This is a genomic window from Afifella sp. JA880 (assembly GCF_025379905.1).
Classification (GTDB): Bacteria; Pseudomonadota; Alphaproteobacteria; order Rhizobiales; family Afifellaceae; genus Afifella; species Afifella aestuarii.
Map to the genome: position 1 here is coordinate 1,244,749 of NZ_JAOANH010000001.1, position 19,589 is coordinate 1,264,337.

General features: G+C 64.5%; 22 protein-coding genes. 9 read left to right on the forward strand and 13 right to left on the reverse strand.

Features of this window, described 5'->3' with window-relative positions; all coding sequences use genetic code 11:
- Nucleotides 1-101: 101 nt before the first annotated feature.
- Complete coding sequence (locus NYQ83_RS05900; protein WP_261213249.1) at nucleotides 102-479, forward strand: DUF6477 family protein; 378 nt, start codon at nucleotides 102-104, stop codon at nucleotides 477-479.
- A gap of 143 nt (nucleotides 480-622) precedes the next feature.
- Here the strand turns inward: NYQ83_RS05900 and NYQ83_RS05905 are convergent, their stop codons facing one another.
- The 8 genes from NYQ83_RS05905 to NYQ83_RS05940 all read right to left on the reverse strand — a co-directional run bounded on the left by NYQ83_RS05905 (nucleotide 623) and on the right by NYQ83_RS05940 (nucleotide 7,167).
- Nucleotides 623-1,036 carry a MucR family transcriptional regulator gene (locus NYQ83_RS05905; RefSeq protein WP_092809372.1) on the reverse strand — a complete coding sequence of 138 codons (414 nt, stop codon included), beginning with the start codon at nucleotides 1,034-1,036 and terminating at the stop codon, nucleotides 623-625.
- 242 nt (nucleotides 1,037-1,278) lie between these two features.
- Complete coding sequence (gene mnhG / locus NYQ83_RS05910) at nucleotides 1,279-1,644, reverse strand: monovalent cation/H(+) antiporter subunit G (RefSeq protein WP_128292570.1); 366 nt, start codon at nucleotides 1,642-1,644, stop codon at nucleotides 1,279-1,281.
- Complete coding sequence (locus NYQ83_RS05915; protein WP_128292569.1) at nucleotides 1,641-1,973, reverse strand: cation:proton antiporter; 333 nt, start codon at nucleotides 1,971-1,973, stop codon at nucleotides 1,641-1,643. Before NYQ83_RS05915 ends, mnhG begins: the two co-directional genes overlap by 4 nt.
- Complete coding sequence (locus tag NYQ83_RS05920) at nucleotides 1,970-2,443, reverse strand: Na+/H+ antiporter subunit E (protein WP_092809369.1); 474 nt, start codon at nucleotides 2,441-2,443, stop codon at nucleotides 1,970-1,972. Before NYQ83_RS05920 ends, NYQ83_RS05915 begins: the two co-directional genes overlap by 4 nt.
- On the reverse strand, nucleotides 2,443-4,029 hold the full coding sequence (locus NYQ83_RS05925) for a Na+/H+ antiporter subunit D (protein ID WP_261213253.1): 1,587 nt from the start codon (nucleotides 4,027-4,029) through the stop codon (nucleotides 2,443-2,445). The genes NYQ83_RS05920 and NYQ83_RS05925 overlap by 1 nt, the downstream gene beginning before the upstream one ends.
- Nucleotides 4,029-4,406: a Na+/H+ antiporter subunit C gene (locus NYQ83_RS05930; RefSeq protein ID WP_261213255.1), complete on the reverse strand. Its 378-nt coding sequence runs from the start codon at nucleotides 4,404-4,406 to the stop codon at nucleotides 4,029-4,031. Before NYQ83_RS05930 ends, NYQ83_RS05925 begins: the two co-directional genes overlap by 1 nt.
- Nucleotides 4,406-4,822, reverse strand: a complete 417-nt coding sequence (locus NYQ83_RS05935; protein ID WP_261213257.1) for a Na+/H+ antiporter subunit B — start codon at nucleotides 4,820-4,822, stop codon at nucleotides 4,406-4,408. The genes NYQ83_RS05930 and NYQ83_RS05935 overlap by 1 nt, the downstream gene beginning before the upstream one ends.
- The gene (locus NYQ83_RS05940; RefSeq protein ID WP_261213258.1) at nucleotides 4,819-7,167 is read right to left on the reverse strand and encodes a putative monovalent cation/H+ antiporter subunit A; all 2,349 of its coding nucleotides are present in this window, start codon (nucleotides 7,165-7,167) and stop codon (nucleotides 4,819-4,821) included. Before NYQ83_RS05940 ends, NYQ83_RS05935 begins: the two co-directional genes overlap by 4 nt.
- A gap of 544 nt (nucleotides 7,168-7,711) precedes the next feature.
- Here NYQ83_RS05940 and NYQ83_RS05945 point away from each other — a divergent pair.
- The 3 genes from NYQ83_RS05945 to NYQ83_RS05955 all read left to right on the forward strand — a co-directional run bounded on the left by NYQ83_RS05945 (nucleotide 7,712) and on the right by NYQ83_RS05955 (nucleotide 10,661).
- Complete coding sequence (locus NYQ83_RS05945; protein ID WP_261213260.1) at nucleotides 7,712-9,823, forward strand: S9 family peptidase; 2,112 nt, start codon at nucleotides 7,712-7,714, stop codon at nucleotides 9,821-9,823.
- A gap of 119 nt (nucleotides 9,824-9,942) precedes the next feature.
- Nucleotides 9,943-10,197: a type II toxin-antitoxin system Phd/YefM family antitoxin gene (locus NYQ83_RS05950; protein WP_261213261.1), complete on the forward strand. Its 255-nt coding sequence runs from the start codon at nucleotides 9,943-9,945 to the stop codon at nucleotides 10,195-10,197.
- 14 nt (nucleotides 10,198-10,211) lie between these two features.
- On the forward strand, nucleotides 10,212-10,661 hold the full coding sequence (locus tag NYQ83_RS05955; RefSeq protein ID WP_261213264.1) for a type II toxin-antitoxin system PemK/MazF family toxin: 450 nt from the start codon (nucleotides 10,212-10,214) through the stop codon (nucleotides 10,659-10,661).
- Nucleotides 10,662-10,724: 63 nt separating this feature from the next.
- Here NYQ83_RS05955 and NYQ83_RS05960 read toward each other — a convergent pair whose 3' ends face one another.
- Nucleotides 10,725-11,339 (reverse strand): NIPSNAP family protein, encoded by a 615-nt coding sequence (locus NYQ83_RS05960; RefSeq protein WP_261213266.1) that lies wholly within the window; start codon nucleotides 11,337-11,339, stop codon nucleotides 10,725-10,727.
- 32 nt (nucleotides 11,340-11,371) lie between these two features.
- Nucleotides 11,372-11,716 (reverse strand): YciI family protein, encoded by a 345-nt coding sequence (locus NYQ83_RS05965; protein WP_261213267.1) that lies wholly within the window; start codon nucleotides 11,714-11,716, stop codon nucleotides 11,372-11,374.
- Nucleotides 11,717-11,827: 111 nt separating this feature from the next.
- Here NYQ83_RS05965 and NYQ83_RS05970 point away from each other — a divergent pair, with 111 nt between their 5' ends.
- Nucleotides 11,828-12,730, forward strand: a complete 903-nt coding sequence (locus NYQ83_RS05970) for a LysR family transcriptional regulator (RefSeq protein WP_261213269.1) — start codon at nucleotides 11,828-11,830, stop codon at nucleotides 12,728-12,730.
- 28 nt (nucleotides 12,731-12,758) lie between these two features.
- On the opposite strand, the gene NYQ83_RS05975 is transcribed toward NYQ83_RS05970, so the two are convergent.
- Both NYQ83_RS05975 and rnk read right to left on the reverse strand, forming a co-directional pair.
- A complete protein-coding gene (locus NYQ83_RS05975) occupies nucleotides 12,759-13,301 on the reverse strand; it encodes a nucleoside-diphosphate kinase (RefSeq protein ID WP_261213271.1) in 543 nt (180 codons plus the stop codon).
- A gap of 132 nt (nucleotides 13,302-13,433) precedes the next feature.
- Nucleotides 13,434-13,889, reverse strand: coding sequence for a nucleoside diphosphate kinase regulator (gene rnk / locus NYQ83_RS05980; RefSeq protein ID WP_261213274.1), 456 nt, complete (start codon nucleotides 13,887-13,889; stop codon nucleotides 13,434-13,436).
- A 399-nt stretch (nucleotides 13,890-14,288) separates the two neighbouring features.
- Between rnk and NYQ83_RS05985 the strand changes: the two genes are divergently transcribed.
- The 3 genes from NYQ83_RS05985 to NYQ83_RS05995 all read left to right on the forward strand — a co-directional run bounded on the left by NYQ83_RS05985 (nucleotide 14,289) and on the right by NYQ83_RS05995 (nucleotide 16,435).
- Nucleotides 14,289-14,588, forward strand: a complete 300-nt coding sequence (locus tag NYQ83_RS05985) for a type II toxin-antitoxin system RelE/ParE family toxin (protein ID WP_261213276.1) — start codon at nucleotides 14,289-14,291, stop codon at nucleotides 14,586-14,588.
- Nucleotides 14,585-14,929 (forward strand): addiction module antidote protein, encoded by a 345-nt coding sequence (locus NYQ83_RS05990; RefSeq protein WP_261213278.1) that lies wholly within the window; start codon nucleotides 14,585-14,587, stop codon nucleotides 14,927-14,929. Before NYQ83_RS05985 ends, NYQ83_RS05990 begins: the two co-directional genes overlap by 4 nt.
- Nucleotides 14,930-15,187: 258 nt before the next feature.
- Nucleotides 15,188-16,435 carry an MFS transporter gene (locus NYQ83_RS05995; protein WP_261213281.1) on the forward strand — a complete coding sequence of 416 codons (1,248 nt, stop codon included), beginning with the start codon at nucleotides 15,188-15,190 and terminating at the stop codon, nucleotides 16,433-16,435.
- A 122-nt stretch (nucleotides 16,436-16,557) separates the two neighbouring features.
- Here NYQ83_RS05995 and NYQ83_RS06000 read toward each other — a convergent pair whose 3' ends face one another.
- Nucleotides 16,558-18,708, reverse strand: a complete 2,151-nt coding sequence (locus tag NYQ83_RS06000; RefSeq protein WP_261213283.1) for a peptidoglycan-binding protein — start codon at nucleotides 18,706-18,708, stop codon at nucleotides 16,558-16,560.
- A gap of 235 nt (nucleotides 18,709-18,943) precedes the next feature.
- Between NYQ83_RS06000 and NYQ83_RS06005 the strand changes: the two genes are divergently transcribed.
- Nucleotides 18,944-19,543, forward strand: coding sequence for a superoxide dismutase (locus NYQ83_RS06005; RefSeq protein ID WP_234630519.1), 600 nt, complete (start codon nucleotides 18,944-18,946; stop codon nucleotides 19,541-19,543).
- Nucleotides 19,544-19,589 lie beyond the last annotated feature (46 nt).

The following is a 19,589-nucleotide window of genomic DNA, read 5'->3' on the forward strand; positions in this document are numbered from 1 at the left end:
TTTAAGCTTACCGCACACCTTGTCGCGCCGGGAGGCGCCGAACTTATCCCCGCCGCTCCGGGCCCTGCGATCGTGCCGCGAAAGCTTCAGGAGCTCCCGGCATGGTCGATGCGCAGTGCTTTTACGATCCCCAAATCTCAGGCGGGGCCGGCAGGCCCACTCGCCGCCAACGGCGCCAAAACTCGGCGCCTCCCCGCCCGGCCAAAAGCGGCGCCGGCACGTACAGCCGCGACAGCGATCTGCCGCGGTTGATCCATCGTCTGCCGGGAGAGCTCGGGACGAATGACACGGAGCGCGCGCGCAGCATCGTTGCGCGTCTCAAATGCGCCCTGCGGGCGGAGCGCAGGAAAGGCCGGGCCGGCCATCGGAGCTACGATCTCAATCGCCATATCGCGCTCAAGACAGCGCTCGACGCCGAAAGCGGCGAGCTTGCGCGGCTCTGCGAGGCCCGGACATCCAAAAGGAAAACGCCGGCATGACAGCCGGCGTCGGGAAAACGCAAAACGCCGGCGGGGGAGCCGGCGTTCGGGGAAGGCAAAGCGCCGGCGTGGGAGCCGCCGACCGGAAAAGTAAAACGCCGGCATAAGGGCCGGCGTCTGACACGTTCGGAAGAAAACGTCGTTCAGCGGCGGCCGCGCTTCTGACCAAGACCCATCTGCTTGGCAAGCTGCGAACGGGCTTTCGCATAGTTCGGAGCGACCATCGGATAGTCGGCCGGCAGGCCCCACTTCTCGCGATACTCTTCCGGGGACAGGTCGTAATGCGTGCGCAAGTGACGCTTCAGCGACTTGAACTTCTTTCCGTCTTCCAGACAAATAATGTAGTCCGGATTGATCGAGCGACGGACCGGCACAGCCGGCTTCTGCGGCTCCGGCTCAGGCTCAGCGCCGCCATCGGCGGTCGTCTGCAGCGCTTGATAGATATTGCCGATCAGACCGGAAATATCGCCAGCCGCAATTGTGTTGTTGCTCACATAAGCAGACACGATGTCTGCCGTGAGCTCGATCAGGTTGTCGTTCTGGATAGCCTCTGCCATTGAATCCTCGCTATGTGACCTTTGCAGCAACACACTGCAAGTCATCAAGTGCGCCTTGCTACTGCTGGTGGCGCGGTCTGACAAGAAGAAAAAACCCTACATCACAGCAATCTTAGCGGCGTTTCACCGCGCGCAACAAGAAGGTGTGAAATTCTGTCAGCACTCGCTCGCTCATTCCTGGAAAGATAGGAATTCACCAACAAAGCGCCACCCTGCTTTTACGGAAGATGGCAGTCTTTGTTTCAACGCTCGCCTTCTGGATCGGAGCGCGTCACCCCTATAGCCCGCGAATAGTCGTCGGGCTCCGTCTCAGGGACCGGCTTTACACCAGTGAGGTAAGCCGCCCGGGCCAGAAGGTGCGCGGAAACCGGAGCGGTGAGAAGGAAGAACACCACACCTGCCACAGCGCGAGTGAAGATGTCCAAATGGGGCGCTTCTAAGGCAAGGGCCAACAACATCAGTCCAGAGCCCAAGGTTCCGGCTTTGCTGGCGGCATGCATGCGCGTGTAAAGGTCAGGAAAACGCAAGAGGCCGACGCTCGCAACGACTGCGAAAAGCGAGCCGATCACAATCATCACGCCGACCAAGACGTCGAGAAAGCCGCTCATCGCTGCTTCTCCGAATCGGAGCCGTAGCACATTGCTGATTCGCCACCGAGCACGTCTCCGCAATGCATCACGAAGCGGGCAAACGCTACGGTTGCAAGAAAACCGACGAGCCCAAGAGCGATTGCAATGTCGATATAAAGATAAAAACCAGTTTTCACGCCGATCACAGCAATGAAACCGATGCCGGTGGAGACCAGCATATCGAGCGCCAGAACCCGGTCCGCAAAAGTCGGTCCGCGCACGATGCGAATGGTAATCAGCGCGAACGAAAGGACGAGAAGCGCCAGCGAAATCAGGACGCAGATTTCGAGAAACTCGCTAGCACTCATCGGAACGCCTCCAGTATCTTTCGCTCAAAGCCTTGCGCGATATCGCGTTTCAATTGGTCGGGATCGGGCACGTCGATGGCGTGAATGTAAAGCGTGCGCCGGTCTTCCGACACGTCGACCGACAAGGTGCCGGGCGTCAGCGTGATGAGATTGGCAAGCAACGTGATCTCGAAATCCCGGTTCACCCTGAGCGGATAGGCGATCAGCCCCGGCGAAATCGGCATCTTCGGTTGCAGCACGATCCAGGTCACCTTGAGCGCCGACATGACCAGTTCGTAGATGAACAGGAAGAACAGATTGATCACCCGGAGCGAGCGGCCGATATAGCCGCGCGTGCCGATCTGCTCGCGAATGAGCCACAGCGCGATGGCGCCGAGCACGAAGCCGAACAGCAGGTTCGGCAGCGTGAAGCTGCCGGTGATCGACGCCCAGGCGAGTGCCAGAAGCACGTTGACGGGAAACAGCACCATCAGGAAGCGCCTCCAAACACCGCGCGAATATAAAGGGTCGGATCAAGAAGCCCGGCCGCACCGGCTTCCGCAAGCCGCATCAGCGGCGACGGCCACAGGCCGATGACCAGGCTCAGCAAGGTGAGAGCGCCAAGCGAGCCGAACAGCACCGCCCGGTCCTCCCTGGCGATCTCGCCGGGCACGCTCTTTTCCGCACCGTCCGGCGTCCCCACCGGTCCGCCACGCCAAAAAATCTGCGTGAAGGCGCGCCCCGAAGCAAGCGCGTTGAGGAGGCCGGTGCCGAGCACGATGCCGGCAAGCCACCAGCGCCCGTCCACCATCGCGGCCTCGGTCACCAGGATCTTCGCCCAGAAGCCGGAAAACGGCGGCAGCGCGGAGACGGAAAAGACGAGGGTCAGCGTCAGCCCGGCCAGAAGCGGGCTCGCGCCGTAGAGCCCGCCGAGCTTGCGCAGGTCCTGGCTGCCGCCGAGCTGGCCGACGAGCCCGGAGGCGAGATAGAGCGCCGACATGACGATCATCGAATGGAAGGCATAGAAGATGCCGCCCGAGAGCCCCTCCGCCGTGCCGATCGCGAGACCTGCCAGGATCACGCCGATGCCGGAGATGACGAGATAGCCGAGGATGCGCCGGAAATCGGAATGCGCCATCGCGCCGAGCGAGCCGAGAAGCATCGTACCGATGGCGAGCGCCGTCAGAAACGTGTCGTAGAGCGCCTCTTCCGAGGGCATCAGCATGATCAGCGTGCGCAACAGCGCATAGGCGCCGACCTTGGTCAAAAGCCCGGCAAAGACGGCACCCGCGGAAGGAGACGGCGTGTGATAGGAGGCCGGCAGCCAGAAGGCGACCGGAAACGCCGCCGCCTTCATGCCGAAGCCCAGAATATAAAGCGCCGTGATCGTGTTGATCGGCATTCCGGGCACGCCTTCGCGCAGCTTGATCGCGATCTCGGCCATGTTGAGCGTGCCGAGCGCCCCATAGAGATAGCCGGTCGCCGTCAGGAAGAAGGCCGCAGCCAGAAGATTGAGGACGGCATAGCGCACCGCGCCGTCTAGCTGCTCTTTGGAATTGCCGAGGACGATGAGGCCGAAGGAGGCGATCAGCATCACTTCGAACCAGACATAGAGATTGAAGATGTCTCCGGTGAGGAAGGCGTTGCACACGCCCGTCATCATCAACAGCAGAAAGGGATAAAACCCGTAGCGGCTCTCCACGCGCCGCAGGCCGCGGCTTGCGAAAACACCGACGACGAGCGCCACCACCGACGACACGAAGGCGAAGGAGGCACCGAGCGCATCGACGGCGAAGGTGATGCCGAAGGGGGGCAGCCAGCTTCCCATGGTCATGGTGAGCGGCCCGCCCGTCACGACGCGCGCCAGAATGCCGGCCGTCGCCGCCGTCAAAAACAGGAGCCCCGCGATGCCGAGCGGCGCCTGCGTCTCCGGGCGCTTGCGCGCCATCAACAGGATGGACCCGAACAGAAGGGTGATCAAAGTCGGCGCGACGATGATCGCGTCCAGGGGCGCGATCGGCGCCGTCACCATGGCGGACGCGACGTCCACCGCTGCATGGCCTGCACTCTCTGCCATCAATAGCCCCTGGGCGGAACCGGATCACCCGGCTCTTCGGCCATATGCATCTTCCCGGTCTTGTCCGTGCCGAGCCCCTGATAGGCGCGGAACACCAGAACCAGCAGGAAGGCGAAGAACGAGAACGAGATGACGATCGCCGTCAAAATCAGCGCCTGCGGCAGCGGATTGGCGGTCTCAAACGGCGGCACCATCGCTTCTTCGGGAATGATCGGCGGTACTTCCTTGACGATCCGCCCCGCCGTGAAAATCAGAAGATTGACGGCGTTCGACAGGATGGTCACGCCAAGCAGGATGCGGATCAAGGAATCCGACAGCATCAGATAAACGGCGGATGCGAAGAAGCAGCCGACGAGAAGTGCAAGCGGGCCTTCCATCAGCGCTCCCTTTCTTCCAACGACAGCGCCACCGAGGTGATGGTCCCGAGAACCACCAGATAGACGCCGATATCGAAGAACGTCGCCGTGGAGACGGCGACCTCCATGCCGAAGATCTTCGGATAGGCCCACAGCACCGTCAAAAACGGCTTGCCGCCGAGAAGCGACGGCACCCCGGCAAGGGCCGCCAAGACGAGCCCGAAAGCGGCGATCCCCATCGGATGAAAGCGCAGGGCCCGGCGCACCGGCGGCACGCCATAGGCGATGCCGTAGATCGCAAAGGCGGAGGCCGCGATCAGCCCGCCGATGAAGCCGCCGCCCGGATTGTTGTGGCCGCGCAAGAGTACGAAGACCGAAAACAGCACCATCAAGGCCGTGAGATAAGGCGCGATCGCGCGAAAGATGACGGTGCTCACTTCTCTTCCTCCACGGCTCTCGTCTGACGCCACGGCGCCGGGAAGCGCAACAAAGCGAGAATGGCGAGGCCGGTGATCATGACGACCGCGATCTCACCCAAAGTATCGAGACCACGGAAGTCGACGATGATGACGTTCACGATGTTGCGGCCATGGGCGATGGTTCGCGAATGCTCCGCAAAGAAATCCGACAGGCGCGAATCGAAGGGCTGGTTCGTGACGGCAATCAGCAAGGCCGCCGTGCCGATGCCGCAGGCGAGCGCGATCGTTCCGTCTTTGATGCGCTGAAACATGTTGCGCCGGTCGGCCGTCATCAGGGACAGGCGCGTCATCACGAGCGCCAGAATGACGACCGAAAGCGTCTCCACCATGAATTGCGTGAAGGAGAGGTCCGGCGCGCCGAAGAGCATGTAGATGAGCGCCACGGCAAAGCCCTGGATGCCGAGAGAGACGATCGCTGTCAGCCGGTTCTCCGCCACGATGACGGCGACGAGACCGACGGCCGCAAGCCCCATCACCGCCCATTCATGCGGCGCGAGCGCGAAGGTCTCAGGCGCATGCGGCCATTCGCCGAAGACCACAAGCGGCACGACCAGCGCAAGCGCCAGGACCGTGAAGGTAATGGAAAGATAGCGTTCCAGATCGCCGTTCTGGATGAAGCGGGTCACCGCGGCCGAGCCGGTCGTGAGCCCGTTCACGAGTTGGTCGAAGCCCCGGTCGGGACCCCAGCCGATCGCATCGAGAATTGCCGCGAGCCCGCGCCGCACCGGCCGCAGGGCGAGAAGCGCCAGGATGCCGATCGCCCAGGTGACGCCGGAGGCGGCAAAAGCCTCGTTCACGTGGATGGCGTAGGAGAGATCTGGATGCGGCTCAGCCCCGGCGACGGCAGCAAGCGTCGGGCCGATCAGCGCCTCTTGCGTGAAGGCCGCAAAGACGATGCCGGCGACGCTGAGACAGGCGAGGACGAGCGGGCCGATCCACAGCCCGATCGGGCCTTCATGCGCGCCGGAAAGGTTTTCGGGCCGCTTGCCGATGAAGGGCAGCAATCCGACCGCGAAGGCGGCCGCGAACATGAGACCGTTGCCGAAGACGGCGACGCCAAGCGTCACGGGCGTCGTGCCCTCCCCGTGCAGAAGCCCTTCATACATCGCCTCTTTGGCAAAGAAGCCGAGCGTCACGAAAAGCCCGCCCATCGCCCAGGCGAGAACGAGGCCCGAAAGGAAGGTGACCGGCATTTTGAGCCCGAGACCGCCGAGCTCGCGCAGATCGCGCGTGCCCGCCTCGTGGTCGACCGAGCCCGCCATCATGAAGAGGCCGCCCTTGAAGAGCGAATGGGCGAGAAGATAGACGAGCGCGCCCAAAATCGCCGTCTCGTTGCTCGTCCCCGTCAGCATGACGAGAAGGCCGAGCGAGGCGACCGTCGTATAGGCGAGGATGAGCTTCAGATCCGTCTGGCGGAGCGCCAGAAGCGTGCCGGCGAGAAGCGTCGCGCCCCCAAAGAGCGGCAGGATCGTCGTCCACAGCGCGGTCTCGCCCATGAAGGGATGGACGCGCAAAAGCAGATAGACGCCCGCCTTCACCATCGTCGCCGAATGCAGATAGGCCGAGACCGGCGTCGGCGCCTCCATGGCGTTGGCGAGCCAGGAATGGAACGGAAACTGCGCCGATTTCGTAAAGGCGCCGCCGAGAAGCAGGATCAGCACCGGCAGGTAATACGGGTTCTCCGCAAAACCCGAGCCGAGCGCGATCGCCTCCGACATCGAATGCACGCCGACGAGCCCGGTCATGATCAGGAGCCCGGCCAGCAGGCAGAGCCCGCCCCCCGCCGTGATCACCAGCGCCTGCAAGGCCGCGCGCCTTGCCGCCTCACGCGTGTGATCGAAACCGATCAGCAGGAAGGAGGTGATCGAGGTCAGCTCCCAGAAGACGAAGAGCGTCATGAAATCGTCGGCGAGCACCAGCCCCTGCATCGCCCCCATGAAGAGGAGGATGAAGGAGAAGAAGCGCCCCTGATGCGCATGGCCTTTGAGATAGGCGCCCGCATAAATCAGGATGAACGTGCCGATGCCCGAGACGAGAAGCGCAAAGAGAAGCGACAGCCCGTCGAGGCGGTAGGAAAAGTTGATTTGAAGCGACGGCGCCCAGGCAAAGCCGTTGGCGATGACGCTGCCGGATGCGACCGGCGCAATCAGCGTGATGAAATAGACAAACATCGCCGCGGGTGCCGCCGCCAGTATCCAGGACGCGCCAGAACCCAACAGCCGCTTCAACAACGGCGCCACGAACGCCGCCAGAAACGGGGCGGCCATGACGAGGAAAGTCCAGTCGATTTGGGATTCTTGCATCAGCGGGGTGACGTTCGCGGGACCAGGAACGGATAGCGGGCGATCCAGAGCGGGGCAAGCTGCCAGCTTTGCCGCATCAGCCGGACAAGCTAAGCATTTGGGCGCTTCTGGCAATCCTTAGAGCGCGGCGATTTTCAAGCATGACCCATGCTTTCCGGCAAATCGCGACAGGAGAAAGACCGGGCGACGCCTTCCTTGTCCAGCCGTCGCCGCATTTCCTCGCAGAAGTGTGATCCTGAGGACAGTCGAAATCGCGCAATTGCAAGTATGTCCGACACCAGAACCGGCACAAAACGCCGCGCTTCTGGTCAGGCTCCGGCCATTCCTGGGGGCAGATGCGCCGAAGCTGCGAATCTCTTATCGGCGCTCCGGTTTCTCCACGCGCAACCCTCGGCTTTGTCTTGCGGCCATCGCCCCGTGCGCGGATGCCGCAGGGGCAATGCAGGTTTCCGCAGGTTCGCGCCGCCGTCCCCAAGAGGCCCCAGGTTAACGCCGCACCACCCATTCCCTTGCCCCGGAAAACAATCCGGCCTACCTCGCGCCCATGAACGACATTCCTTCCTTCCCGCCGCGCGCCGCAAAGCGGCCGCACGAGATCACCCGCCACGGCCACACCCGCAACGATCCCTATCACTGGCTGCGTGCCGACAACTGGCAGGAGGTGATGCGCGATCCCTCCGTCCTCGATCCTGAGATCCGCGCCTATCTGGAGGCCGAAAACGCCTGGTTCTCCGCCCAGATGGCCGACACGGAAGCGCTTCAGGAAAAGCTCTTCACGGAGATGAAGGGGCGCATCAAGGAGGACGATTCCTCCGTGCCGGTGCCTGACGGACCTTATTCCTATGCGATCCGCTACATCGAGGGCGGCCAGCACCCCATCTTCGTGCGCCAGCCGCGCGCCGGCGGGGAAGAAACCATCCTTCTCGACGGCAACGCGCTTGCCGAAGGCCATGCCTATTTCAAGATCGCCGGCGCGGCGCATTCGCCCGACCATTCCCGCCTCGCCTGGGCCTTCGACGATGCCGGCTCGGAATTCTACACGCTCCACATCCGCAATCTGGAAACCGGCGAAGACATCGCCGACGTCATCCCCGATACGAGCGGCGGCGCCGTCTGGGCGGCCGACAACACGCATCTCTTCTATGTGCGTCTCGACGCCAATCACCGCCCGTCGAAAGTCTTCCGCCACAAGCTCGGCACCGCGGTCACGGACGACGTCCTCATCTATGAGGAGGCGGATCCCGGTTTCTTCGTCGGCCTCGGCGCGACGCGGTCGCGCAATTTCATCCTCATCGACTGCCACACGCACGAAACCTCGGAGACGCGGCTCATCCCGGCCGACCGGCCGGAGGCAGAGCCCATCCTTATCGCGCCGCGCCGCGACGGCATCGAATATTACGTCGACGAGGCGGACGGCACGCTCTTCATCCGCACCAATTCCGGCGACGCCAAAGATTTTCAGATTCTGACGGCGCCCGTCGCGTCGCCTTCGCTGGAGAACTGGCAGCCGTTCGTCGCCCATGTGCCGGGGCGCCTTCTCCTCTCGCACGCCCTCTTCGGCGGACACCTCGTGCGCCTGGAGCGTGAGGCCGGGCTGCCGCGCATCGTCGTGCGCCGGCTTGAAGACGGCGAGGAGCACGAGATCGCCTTCGCCGAAGAGGCCTATTCGCTCGGCCTCGATCCCGGCTACGAATTCGACACGACGACGATCCGCTTCTCCTATTCCTCGCCGACGACGCCGTCGCGCGTCTTCGATTACGACATGGAGAGCCGCGCCCGCACGCTTCTCAAGGAGCAGGAGGTGCCGTCGGGCCACGATCCGGCGAAATACGTCTCACGCCGCATCATCGCCAAGGCGCCGGATGGCGAGGAGGTGCCGGTCTCGCTTCTCTACCGCGCCGACACGCCGCTCGACGGCTCCGCGCCCTGCCTTCTCTACGGCTACGGCTCCTACGGCATCGCCATTCCGGCCGGCTTTTCCGTCACCCGCCTGTCGCTCGTCGATCGCGGTTTCATCTACGCAATCGCCCATATCCGCGGCGGCAAGGACAAGGGCTTTGCCTGGTACGAAGAGGGCAAGCGCAGCAAGAAGGCCAATACGTTTACCGATTTCATCGCCGCCGGCGAGCATCTCGTGGCCGAAGGTTTGACGACGCGCGGGCGGATCGTCGCCCATGGCGGATCGGCGGGCGGGATGCTGATGGGCGCTGTCGCCAATATGGCACCCGATCTCTTCGGCGGCGTCATCGCCGACGTGCCCTTCGTCGACGTCCTCAACACCATGCTCGACGACACGCTGCCGCTCACCCCGCCGGAATGGCCCGAATGGGGCAACCCGGTCGAAAGCGCGGCCGATTATCAGACGATCCTCGCCTATTCGCCCTATGACAACGTCACCGCGCAGGCCTATCCGCCGCTTCTCGCCATGGCCGGGCTCACCGATCCGCGCGTCACCTATTGGGAACCGGCGAAGTGGGTCGCAAAACTCCGCGACACCAAGACCGACGACAACATCCTTCTCCTGCGCACCAATATGGATGCCGGCCACGGCGGCGCCTCCGGCCGCTTCGACGCCTTGAAGGAAGTCGCCATCGAATACGCCTTCGCCCTCAAGGTCATGGGCCTCACCGACAAAGCCCCGCTCCCGGCTGTGTGAGGATCACGGGTCCGGCCGAAGCCCACGCGGTGATCGGCCGGCGCGGCTTGATTGCGGATCTGCCGGACTTTCCTTATTTTTGGGCCGTTATTTTAGGCGAAGTCCGGCAGGAGGTGTCGATGATCAAGGTGACCGCGGCCGAGTTGCAGCGCCAGTTTGGCCGCTATGGCGATCTGGCACTCAAGGAGCCCGTTTCCGTCCGCCACCACGGCCGCGACAGTCTCGTCGTTCTTTCTGCGGAGGAATATGCGCGTTTGAAGGCGCTTGATACACGCCAGGCCGTCTATCCGTGGGAGCTTCCGGCAGATCTTCGCGAGGCGCTCGAGACCGCCGAACCGCCTGAAGAAAGCCAACGCTTCAACGACGAGGTCTGAGGGGACGAGGCCTGATGGCCACTCTGCCGGATCCTCGACCCGGCCTTGTCATCCGCTGCGCCTATCTCTGGCGGTTCGAAGCGGCACGTGGCGTCGAAGAAGGTCTCAAAGATCGTCCCTGTGCGGTGGTCCTGGCCACGCAGCGGAGCGAAGGTCGAACGACTGTCGTCGTCGCACCGATCACGCACAGGCCACCCACCAGCCCGGAAGCCGCGATCGAAATACCGCCGGGGACAAAAGCCCGTCTCGGGCTCGATCCCGACCAGTCTTGGATCATCGCCGATGATCTCAATTACTTCCTGTGGCCGGGCCCCGACCTGCGCCCTGTCGATCCGAAGCACCTGTCGAAAGGATTTGCTTTCGGTTATCTGCCTGGCACGATCACGAAGCGTCTGATCGAAGTTGTGCGGAGATCCATGCGCCAAGGAAGCCTGAAACCTGTCGATCGCGACCGACCGCGGTGACCTCTTTCCACGATCCCTCTTGCCTGCCGGTGCCGCGCCTCAGCTGATAAGGCTGGGCTTCTTCTACCCGATCGGCCAGCCCTCTTCCGCCTTGGCGATCGTCGAACTCGCCTCCACAATCTCCTCCGGTCCGCCCTTGGGCGGCCACAGCCCGGCGGCGTAGTGCTCGGTGCGCAGACGCGCACGTTCTTCGAGGCTCGAAAAGCCCCAGATATGCGTGATGCGCGGCGGCCCGTCCAAGGCGTAGAGGTTCGTCACGAGGTGATCGGTATAGGCGGAAGCCGGGCCGATCGCCGCCTCCCAACCCTTGAGCGTGCGCGGCAGCCCGCCCGGCCGCAGATGATAGGTGCGAAACTCAAAGAGGCCGCCATATTGCCGGGGCGCAATCTCAGGCAGGAAGGGAAAGGGCGCGAAACTCTCCATCCGGAGCCCCTTCGCCGTCTCGCGGCCGAAGAACGGGTCCTCGCTCATCAGGGCGCGCTCACGCTCGGCGCGCAGCTCCTCCTCGGCTTCGAAGGAGCGAAGCACGAAAAGCTCGCCGATCGTGCCGATGTCGGAGCGCCACATGCCGAGCGGCGTTCCAAGCGCGTCCTCATCGCCGATCCACCGCCGCGCGCCCTCGGCCGCCTTGGTGACGCCCAAAACCGGGCAGGAGAGCGTCGCAAGTTCATAGAGCATGTCGCGCCCTCACCTCATTGATAGCCGAGCTTTCATTCATAACCGAGCCGGGCTGCCAGCGGCTTCATGTCCGGCGGCAGCACCTTGCTCGATTCCGCCCCGAATGCGCCGAAGAGCGGGTCCCATTCCTCGATCGTCAATTCCACGATCAGATCCTCGCGCGCAAACGGATCGCCCGCCACGATCTTCTCGATCTCTTCGCGGCTGTCGGCGACCATGATCAGGAAGCCGGCGCGCAGCGGCGTGCCCTTCAGCGGCCCCGAGGCCTTCAAAGTGCCCTCGTCGATCAGGTCGAGCAGATATTCCACATGCTCCAGCACATGTTCGTTCCAGCCGGGACCGTCCGGATGCGTCATCGTCACGATGTAAAAGGCCATGCCTCACTCCTCGAAAACCAGGTTCCTGAAAATCAGGGCGCCGAGTTTCGGCGACCAACCAGGAGTGATAAATGCCTCTCCGGTTGTTCCTGTCCCAAGTGTGAGTGGTGAATGCCCGACCGCCTGGAAAGCATGTCCGTCTTCGTGCGCGTCGCCGAGCTCGGCTCGTTTTCCGCCGCCGCGACCGCCCTTTCCATCTCGCCCCAGATGGTCGCCAAGCATATCGAGGCACTCGAAAAGCGTCTCGGCACGCGCCTCATCCACCGCACGACACGGCGCCACAGCCTCACCGATTTCGGCCGGCAATACCGCGACCGCTGCAAGGCGATCCTCGCCGATGTCGCGGACGCCGAAGCGCAGGCCTCTGAAACTGGTTCGGAACCGCGCGGCCTGTTGCGGATCAACGCACCGGTGACGTTCGGGGCCCAGGTGCTCGTGCCGCTCGTCACCGCCTATCTCCGCGCCCACCCGCAGGTCACCTGCGACCTCGTCTTGAGCGACCGCTATGTCGATCCGATTGAAGAAGGTTTCGATCTCGTCTTCCGCATCGGCCCGCTCACCCAGACCCACGCGCTTCTCGCCCATCCGTTGACGCCCTACCGGCTCGTCGCCTGCGCCGCGCCCGCCTATCTCGCCGAACACGGCACGCCGCAGACGCCCGAGGATCTGCGCAACCACGAATGCCTCGGCTTCAGCCCCTGGTCCGGCGCGCTCGGGCGCGAATGGCCCTTCTCGAAGGGCGGAGAGACGGTCGAGGTGCCGAGCGCGAGCCGTCTGTCGATCAACGACTGGCGGGCGATCCACCAGGCGGCGCTCGACGGATTCGGCATCACGCTCGGCTATGAAAACGCCGTCGCCGACGATCTCACCTCAGGCCGGCTCGTGCGTCTCCTGCCGGATTACGAAGGTCCGGCGCGGCCCTTCCATCTTCTCCATGCGCGCGAACGGCGCATGCGCGCGACGCTGTCAGGCTTCCTCGCACGCGTCCTCGCGCGCTTCTCCGCAAAGTCCTGACCCGGGAGGTCCTGCCCCCGGGCCGGGTTCAGGCGGCTGCCGGCCCGGGATCGTCGTCATGCGACGACATGAGCGTTGTGTTGGCAGCGCCCGGCCGTCCGCCCGACGCTATCCCACCTGTGTTTACGGCGCTTCGCGCGGGCACCAGATGCGGACGCGTCATGCGCGCCCAGCGCTGGCGTTCCGCCTCCGGCTGGTACAGCACCTTCAGGACCTCGACGCGTTCGATCCGGTCGAGGTGATCGACGTCGACGCTCTCGCCTTCCGTGAGTCCGAGCAGCATCACGCCGCGCGGGGTGGCGATCGACTGATGACCCACGCCCGGGATGTAATGGGCGGGGGTCACCAGGGTTCGTTCCGCCGGCAGCCGCTCGTCGACCCGCAATAGGATGCGCGAATCGATCGTTGCGACATCGGCAGGGAGATCCTCGGAGAAGACGAGCTGCGCCTCGCGCAGCTTGCGTCGCAATGCGGCCACGAGAAGCTCGTCGCTGCCGAGGCGGGCCTCGAGCAGGTTCTCGAGGATGGAGAAATCACGCGGAGTAACTTTGGGAAAAATCGCATCTGGCATGTCTGGTGTCCCGGTTATGTCGTGTCGTGAAGGACCCACGGCCGGGCTGGCTGATGCCGGCCCGGCCAGACGTGCAGAATTTCAGAACCTCCGCTCCGCCGCAGGCGCGGACATCACGGCAAAACATCGGGCTCACCCCTCGTCCGCGAGCTTGAGGACGGTGAGCGACAGGGCGCGGCCGTCGCGCGCCTCCCAGGGGATCGTCTGGCCTTCCGAAAGCCCGATGAGCGCGGCGCCGATCGGCGTCAGCACCGAGATGCGCGCCTGCGCGACATCGGCCTCTTCGGGATAGACGAGCTTGTAGGTCCGCTCGAAACCGTCGCTCGTGGCGAAGGAAACGGTCGAGCCCATGCGCACCGTCTTGGCAGGGACCTTCTCTTGAGGAACGATCCGCGCGCGGTCGAGCTCGCTCAGGAGCTTTTCGCCGAGCTCGGCGAGCGGTCCGCCGAGGCTGTTGGCGATCGCATAAAGGCGCGCATGATCTTCGCTGCCGATGACGAGACGCGGCAGGGCTTTGGGTTTCCGGACGCCAGGTTTCCGGACGACAGGTTTCTGGACGATCTGAGTTTTTTCGGCGATCTGAGACATGGTTGCACGACCCTTCGGCCGACGAGACATCCCGCCGGACCACGCAAACGAGTTTTGGGAAAAACGCCTTCGCGCCGATCGTTCAGATCGCGGATCGTCCCGGTCGCAGAACGACCGGATCACAGATCATGCAGTTGATGGATCATGAAAAATCGCTGCGCACCCCCGAAGCTCGGAAGGCGCAACGGCCGAGCTTCGGGCTACAGTCCCGTGACGGGCTGGCCTTGGAGCATTCGCAGAATGGAAAGAAGCGCTCGGATCATGATGCCCTCAGGCTAGGCCTTCCGCCCTCAAAGTCAAGCGAGCGGGTCGACGCCCGGCGACACCCCGGCAGGCCTGACCACGCCGCACCTGATAACTCCAGTTGGCAATTCCTGTCCTGCGCACTAGAGTTGGCATATGAAGCTACTCCGCACGCCCGTTTTCATGGACTGGCTCACGCGCCTCAAAGACGACAGGGCCGCGGCGCGCATCACCGTCAGAGTGGAACGGTTGGCCGAGGGCAATCCCGGCGACGTCAAATCCGTCGGTGAAGGCATCTCTGAGCTCCGGATCAATTACGGCCCCGGGTACCGTGTCTACTTCATGCAGCGTGGGAGCGTCGTGATCCTGCTCCTGTGCGGAGGCGACAAGAGCAGCCAGGCCAGCGATATCAAGAAAGCGAAGGCCTTGGCTCACAAGTGGAAAGATCAGATATGACCGTTGAAACACTGCGCCCGTTCGATCCTGCTGAGGTTCTGACGAACGAGATCCGGATCACGGAATACCTCGAAGCCGTCATGGACGAAGGCGGCGACGATCCGGCCTTCGTCGCGCATGCTCTCGGCGTCGTCGCGCGCGCCCGCAATATGAGCCAGCTCGCGCGCGACACCGGCATCAGCCGCGAAGGCCTGAACAAGGCTCTGTCGGGGGAAGGCAACCCGACGCTCGACACCATCCTGAAGGTCGCCAAAGCGCTCGGCCTGCGGCTCAGCTTTCAGCCCCGCAATGCGCCGGCCGAAAAGGCGCCACGGGAGCTGACGGCGGCAGGCGAGGAATAAATTCCGCTCGCCGCAGTTCGCCTATAAAAGACCACGCCTCGATCAGCCACGCAGGAGGCGGCCGCGCAACCTCGCGTCCATAGGCGCAAGAGAGGTCTCACGACTTTCAGGGCGCGCGCGCCGGCCCAGTAAGGCTTTCCGATGCGTCGCGCGAGGCCTCGCCGCCCCCAAAACCTTGCCGCAGCGGCGTCTTCGCCTAACTCCGCTGTATCTCCCGCGGACGTCCGTTCGCCGCCTCCGCCAAAGCACGATCCCGCCATGCGCCCTTCGTCCCAGCCGCCGGCCACGCCCCCCGCCGGTGCCGCCGCCCCTTCCGCCGCATCTGCAGAACACACCCTGCCGCTCTTCGCCCTGATGGCGGCGGTTCTCGTCGTCTTCGCGGCCGCCAATGCGCCGGTGCCGATCTATCCGATCTGGCAGCATGCGATGGGTTTCGCGCCGGGCACGATCGGCGTCATCTTCGTCTTCTACAATCTCGGTGTCTTGCTCGCGCTGTTGTGCTGCGGCCGGCTTTCCGACCTCTATGGCCCGCGCCTCGTGCTTCTGCCGGCGCTCGTGCTTGCGGTTGCGGCCGCGCTTCTTTTCGCCTTCGCGCCCAATGTCGCCGTCTTGTGCGTCGCGCGCTTTTTGATCGGGCTTGCCTCCGGCGGCTGCGTCAGCGCTGGAACGGCGGCCATTCTCCTCGCCGGGCGCCGGCGCGGCATCGGCCATATCTCGCTTTACGCCACTTTATCGGTCGTTCTCGGCTTCGGCCTCGGCCCCTTGACCGCCGGCGCGCTTGCAAGCTTCGCCCCCGCCCCGAGCCGCCTCGTCTTCGTCCTCCTCGCCGGCCTGCTCGCGGCGCTCCTTCTCGTCCTCGCCCGCACTCTGCCGCCGCTCCGGCGACCGTCCCAAAGCTCGCGCATCTGGCAAATGCCGCGCCTGCCGTCCGATAACCGGCCCATCCTTGTGACGGCGATCGTCATCTTTGCCGGGCCGTTCGCGCTCTCTGCGCTCTTCATCTCGCTCGCGCCCTCCATGCTCGCCGATCTTCTCCACAACGACAGCCCGATCGTCGCCGGCGCCGCCGCCTTTCTGGTCTTTGCCTCAGGCGGTTTGGGCGGCATCTTTGCGCGCAAATTGACGGTGTGGCGCTCCGCCTGGCTCAGCCTGGCGCTGGCGCTTTCAAGCCTCGCTCTCGTGCTCTTGAGCGAACTTTCAGTGTCGCTGCCGCTCTTCGCACTCGCCGCGGCGGCGGCCGGCATCGCTCAGAGCGTCGGGCAATATACGGGCGTGCAGCTCGTCAATCGGCACACGCCGGAAGAAATCCTCGGCTCCGTCAACGCCACCTTCTTCCTCGGCGGCTACGGCACGGCCGGGCTCGCCGTTCTGTCGATGGGCTTTGCGTCGAACGCCTTCGGCCTCTTTGCCGGCAGCCTCGTCTTCGGCGCGATCTGCCTCGTCATGTTCATCGCCGCCATCTTCGGCGTCGCCACGACACGGCTTGTTCCCGCCGACGGGACCTGACGGGCGAGACCGCCCGACGCTCGCATGCACAAAAAACCCCGGGGCACAAAAAAACCGAGGCCCACAAAAGACCCCGGGGCTCACAAGAAAGGCCGAGGCGCCGAAGCGCCTCGGGATTCGTCTCAGCCGCGCAGCTCCTGGTAGCGGCGCAAGGCTGCCTGCGTGCCGCGCCCCAGAATGCCGTCGATCGGGCCGTTATAAAGCCCCTTGTCCTGCAGCCTCTCCTGCACGGCGCGCCGGAAGGCGGCGGGCTGGCCGCGGGCATTGTCGTCGATCAGGAGCCGTTCAGCCCTCTCTTCGCCCTGTGCCAAGGCTTCCAGCATCAAATTGGCGGCGCGCAGCGGGTCCGCCTCAACGCCGTTGCCGCCTTCCATGTACATGAAGGCGAGATTGGCGAGCGCCACGGCGTTGCCCTGGTCGGCCGCCTTTTGCAGCCACGAAACCGCCTTCTCGTCGTCCTGCGGCAGGCCGTTGCCGTCGCGGTAGAGAACGCCGAGATTGTTCTGCGCCGAGCCCTCGCCGGCGAGCGCCGCCTTGCGGTACCAGCGCGCCGCCTGGACCATGTCTTTGTCCACGCCGTCGCCGCGCTCATAGGCAAGGCCGAGCTCGTTCTGCGCCGAGGCGTTGCCGGCGTCAGCCGCCCGCCGCAGCCAGGTGAGCGCGAGCTCCGGATCTTTGTCGACGCCGCGGCCTTCGCGGTAGAGGCCGGCAAGCTCGCTCTGCGAATCCGTGTCGCCCGCTTCCGCGGCGCGCGACAGCCACAGGGCACCCGTCACCGGGTCCTGCGCCACGCCGCGGCCGTAGAGATAGGCAAGGCCCAGATTGTGCTGCGCCGTGCGGTTGCCCTTCTCCGCCGCCTGCCGGTAGTAGGTCGCCGCCTTGACGTCGTCCTGCTCGACGATGCGACCGGTCTCATAGAGCCAGCCCATCTCGTTCAGCGCAAAAGCGTCACCCTGTTCGGCGGCGAGGCCATACCATTTCGCGGCCTCCTCCCAATTCTCCTCGATGCCTTCGCCGTTGCGATACTTCGTGCCGAGATAACGCTGCGCCAGCGCATCCCCCGCTTCCGCCGCGCGGCGGTACCAGGTGATCGCCTCCGCGTCGTCTTCCGGCACGCCCTCGCCGAAATCGTACATCGTGCCGATCAGCGTCCAGGCATGGGTGTAATCGGCATCGGCCGCCTTGCGGTAATGCTCCATCGCCTCATCGTCGCGCCCGGCCTTGTCGAGCGCGTAGCCGAGCTGAAACTCGAGCCGCGGCTCATCGGGATTGGCGGCGAGCGCCGTCTCGCAGGCCTCGATCGCGCGCGGCGCATCGAGGATGGCGAACGGCACGCCCGGCACATCCGCCGGCCTTTCGGGATCTTCCGGAGAGGCGGCGAGCGTATCGCAGGCGAGCGCCAGGAAGGGCGCCTGATTTTCCGCGGCGGTCGCGGCCCCTTTTCGGGTCTCCTCCTGAAGCTTCTTCTCCATGTCGGAGATGCGGCTTTCGGCGTCGCGCGAGACGCGCTCCACCTCTTCTGCCGCCGCCTCGCGCCGGTCGATCTCCGTGCGCGCGACATCGCTCAGGCTGCAGTCCGGAAAATCCTCCACATAGGCTTCGAGCGCATCCGCGCCGTCCTCGCCGATCGCCTTGGCAAAGGCCTCTTCCGCCCCGGCACAGGCCGCATCCGCGCCTTCGCCCTCAGCCGGCACCGTATCCTCAGCCGGTCCCGCCCCGTCTTCCGTCGAAAGGCCGTCTTCCGCCGGGCTTTCGGCCGCTGCGGGCGCACTGTCGGCTTCGGGGGCGTCTTCCGCCTTCATCTCGGCCGGCGCGCTCTCTGCCCCACCGGAGGCTTCGCTCTCCGAGGCCTCACTGTCTGAGGCTTCGCCCTCGGGCGTCTCGCTTTTCGCGCCGTCTGCGGCACCTTTTTCCGCCCCGGCGGAATCGGCCGCGCCGTCCTTATCGTTGAGCTCGTCGGCGGCCTCGCCGGCGGTCTCGCCGGCAGGCTCTTCGGCGACCTCGTCGCCGGCCGCATCTCTGTCCGTGTCGGCGGCCTTTTCAGGCGCCGTTTCGCCGCCCGTCGCCTCGCTCTCCTCCGCCGGCGTGACGGAGATATCGGCCTGCGCCAGACGCAGAAGGGGCGTTTTCACCAAGGTCGGAGGCGCGCCGTGACGCTCGCCGGCGACACTCGCCGCCTCGTTCAAAACCCCCGTAAACTCAGATGCTTGTGTCGTTCCAGCAAAACACACGGAAGCGAGAAGTGCTCCCAGGACGTGGAATTTCTGCGCCATATCCGATTCGATTCCCTCGGCCGCTCGATGGTGCCCGGGACGTTAGCGATGCGGCCCTGCCGGGACAAGCGGCCGAGAGGCTGAGAAGGCCGCACAGAAGTCTGGCACCGGACACCTTCCCTTGCGGAAAGCCGTTGTCAAAGAGACCGACCCCCTTATGTAGCCTGGAACCGGCCCCGGGCCGGTCGTGTTGACTACGCACCCGACTGCAATTTCAAGACAAGGAGATGGATCGATGGCATTCACCCTGCCGGACCTGCCCTATTCCTACGACGCGCTCGCCCCCCATATGTCGGCGGAGACGCTCGAATATCATCACGATAAGCACCACAACGCTTATTGCACGACGATGAACGACCTCATCAAAGGCACCGAATACGAGAACATGGACCTTGAGGAGATCGTCAAGAAGAGCCACACCGACAACCCGAAGCTCTTCAACCAGGCCGGGCAGTTCTACAACCACATCCATTTCTGGAAGTGGATGAAGGCCGGCGGCGGCGGCACCTCGCTGCCGGGGGGGCTCGCCTCGCAGATCCAGTCCGACCTCGGCTCCTTCGACGAGTTCCGGTCGAAGTTCATCGACGCCGGCAAGGGCCAGTTCGGCTCCGGCTGGGCGTGGCTCGCCATGAAGGACGGCAAGCTCTCCGTCATGAACACGCCGAACGGCGAGAACCCGCTCGTCCATGGCGCCACGCCGCTCCTCGGCGTCGATGTGTGGGAGCATTCCTATTACATCGACTACCGCAACGCGCGGCCGAAATACCTCGAGGCCTGGTTCGACAACCTCGTCAACTGGGACTACGTCGCCGAGCTCTACGAAGCCGCGAAATAAGCTTTTCGGCTGAACAGGCCGCCGGCTGACGCAGCCGTCGGCTCAT

Excerpts from the sequence above, each read along its gene's own strand:
- NYQ83_RS05945 (WP_261213260.1), top strand. The coding sequence starts at position 7,712 with ATGAACGACATTCCTTCCTTCCCGCCGCGCGCCGCAAAGCGGCCGCAC.
- mnhG (WP_128292570.1), bottom strand. The coding sequence starts at position 1,644 with ATGAGCGGCTTTCTCGACGTCTTGGTCGGCGTGATGATTGTGATCGGC.
- NYQ83_RS05995 (WP_261213281.1), top strand. The coding sequence starts at position 15,188 with ATGCGCCCTTCGTCCCAGCCGCCGGCCACGCCCCCCGCCGGTGCCGCC.
- NYQ83_RS05925 (WP_261213253.1), bottom strand. The coding sequence starts at position 4,029 with ATGGCAGAGAGTGCAGGCCATGCAGCGGTGGACGTCGCGTCCGCCATG.
- NYQ83_RS05965 (WP_261213267.1), bottom strand. The coding sequence starts at position 11,716 with ATGGCCTTTTACATCGTGACGATGACGCATCCGGACGGTCCCGGCTGG.
- NYQ83_RS06005 (WP_234630519.1), top strand. The coding sequence starts at position 18,944 with ATGGCATTCACCCTGCCGGACCTGCCCTATTCCTACGACGCGCTCGCC.
- NYQ83_RS05930 (WP_261213255.1), bottom strand. The coding sequence starts at position 4,406 with ATGGAAGGCCCGCTTGCACTTCTCGTCGGCTGCTTCTTCGCATCCGCC.
- NYQ83_RS05950 (WP_261213261.1), top strand. The coding sequence starts at position 9,943 with ATGATCAAGGTGACCGCGGCCGAGTTGCAGCGCCAGTTTGGCCGCTAT.
- NYQ83_RS05920 (WP_092809369.1), bottom strand. The coding sequence starts at position 2,443 with ATGGTGCTGTTTCCCGTCAACGTGCTTCTGGCACTCGCCTGGGCGTCG.
- NYQ83_RS05915 (WP_128292569.1), bottom strand. The coding sequence starts at position 1,973 with ATGAGTGCTAGCGAGTTTCTCGAAATCTGCGTCCTGATTTCGCTGGCG.
- NYQ83_RS05990 (WP_261213278.1), top strand. The coding sequence starts at position 14,585 with ATGACCGTTGAAACACTGCGCCCGTTCGATCCTGCTGAGGTTCTGACG.
- NYQ83_RS05960 (WP_261213266.1), bottom strand. The coding sequence starts at position 11,339 with ATGCTCTATGAACTTGCGACGCTCTCCTGCCCGGTTTTGGGCGTCACC.
- NYQ83_RS05940 (WP_261213258.1), bottom strand. The coding sequence starts at position 7,167 with ATGCAAGAATCCCAAATCGACTGGACTTTCCTCGTCATGGCCGCCCCG.
- NYQ83_RS05970 (WP_261213269.1), top strand. The coding sequence starts at position 11,828 with ATGCCCGACCGCCTGGAAAGCATGTCCGTCTTCGTGCGCGTCGCCGAG.
- NYQ83_RS05975 (WP_261213271.1), bottom strand. The coding sequence starts at position 13,301 with ATGCCAGATGCGATTTTTCCCAAAGTTACTCCGCGTGATTTCTCCATC.
- NYQ83_RS05955 (WP_261213264.1), top strand. The coding sequence starts at position 10,212 with ATGGCCACTCTGCCGGATCCTCGACCCGGCCTTGTCATCCGCTGCGCC.
- NYQ83_RS05900 (WP_261213249.1), top strand. The coding sequence starts at position 102 with ATGGTCGATGCGCAGTGCTTTTACGATCCCCAAATCTCAGGCGGGGCC.
- NYQ83_RS05905 (WP_092809372.1), bottom strand. The coding sequence starts at position 1,036 with ATGGCAGAGGCTATCCAGAACGACAACCTGATCGAGCTCACGGCAGAC.
- rnk (WP_261213274.1), bottom strand. The coding sequence starts at position 13,889 with ATGTCTCAGATCGCCGAAAAAACTCAGATCGTCCAGAAACCTGTCGTC.
- NYQ83_RS06000 (WP_261213283.1), bottom strand. The coding sequence starts at position 18,708 with ATGGCGCAGAAATTCCACGTCCTGGGAGCACTTCTCGCTTCCGTGTGT.
- NYQ83_RS05985 (WP_261213276.1), top strand. The coding sequence starts at position 14,289 with ATGAAGCTACTCCGCACGCCCGTTTTCATGGACTGGCTCACGCGCCTC.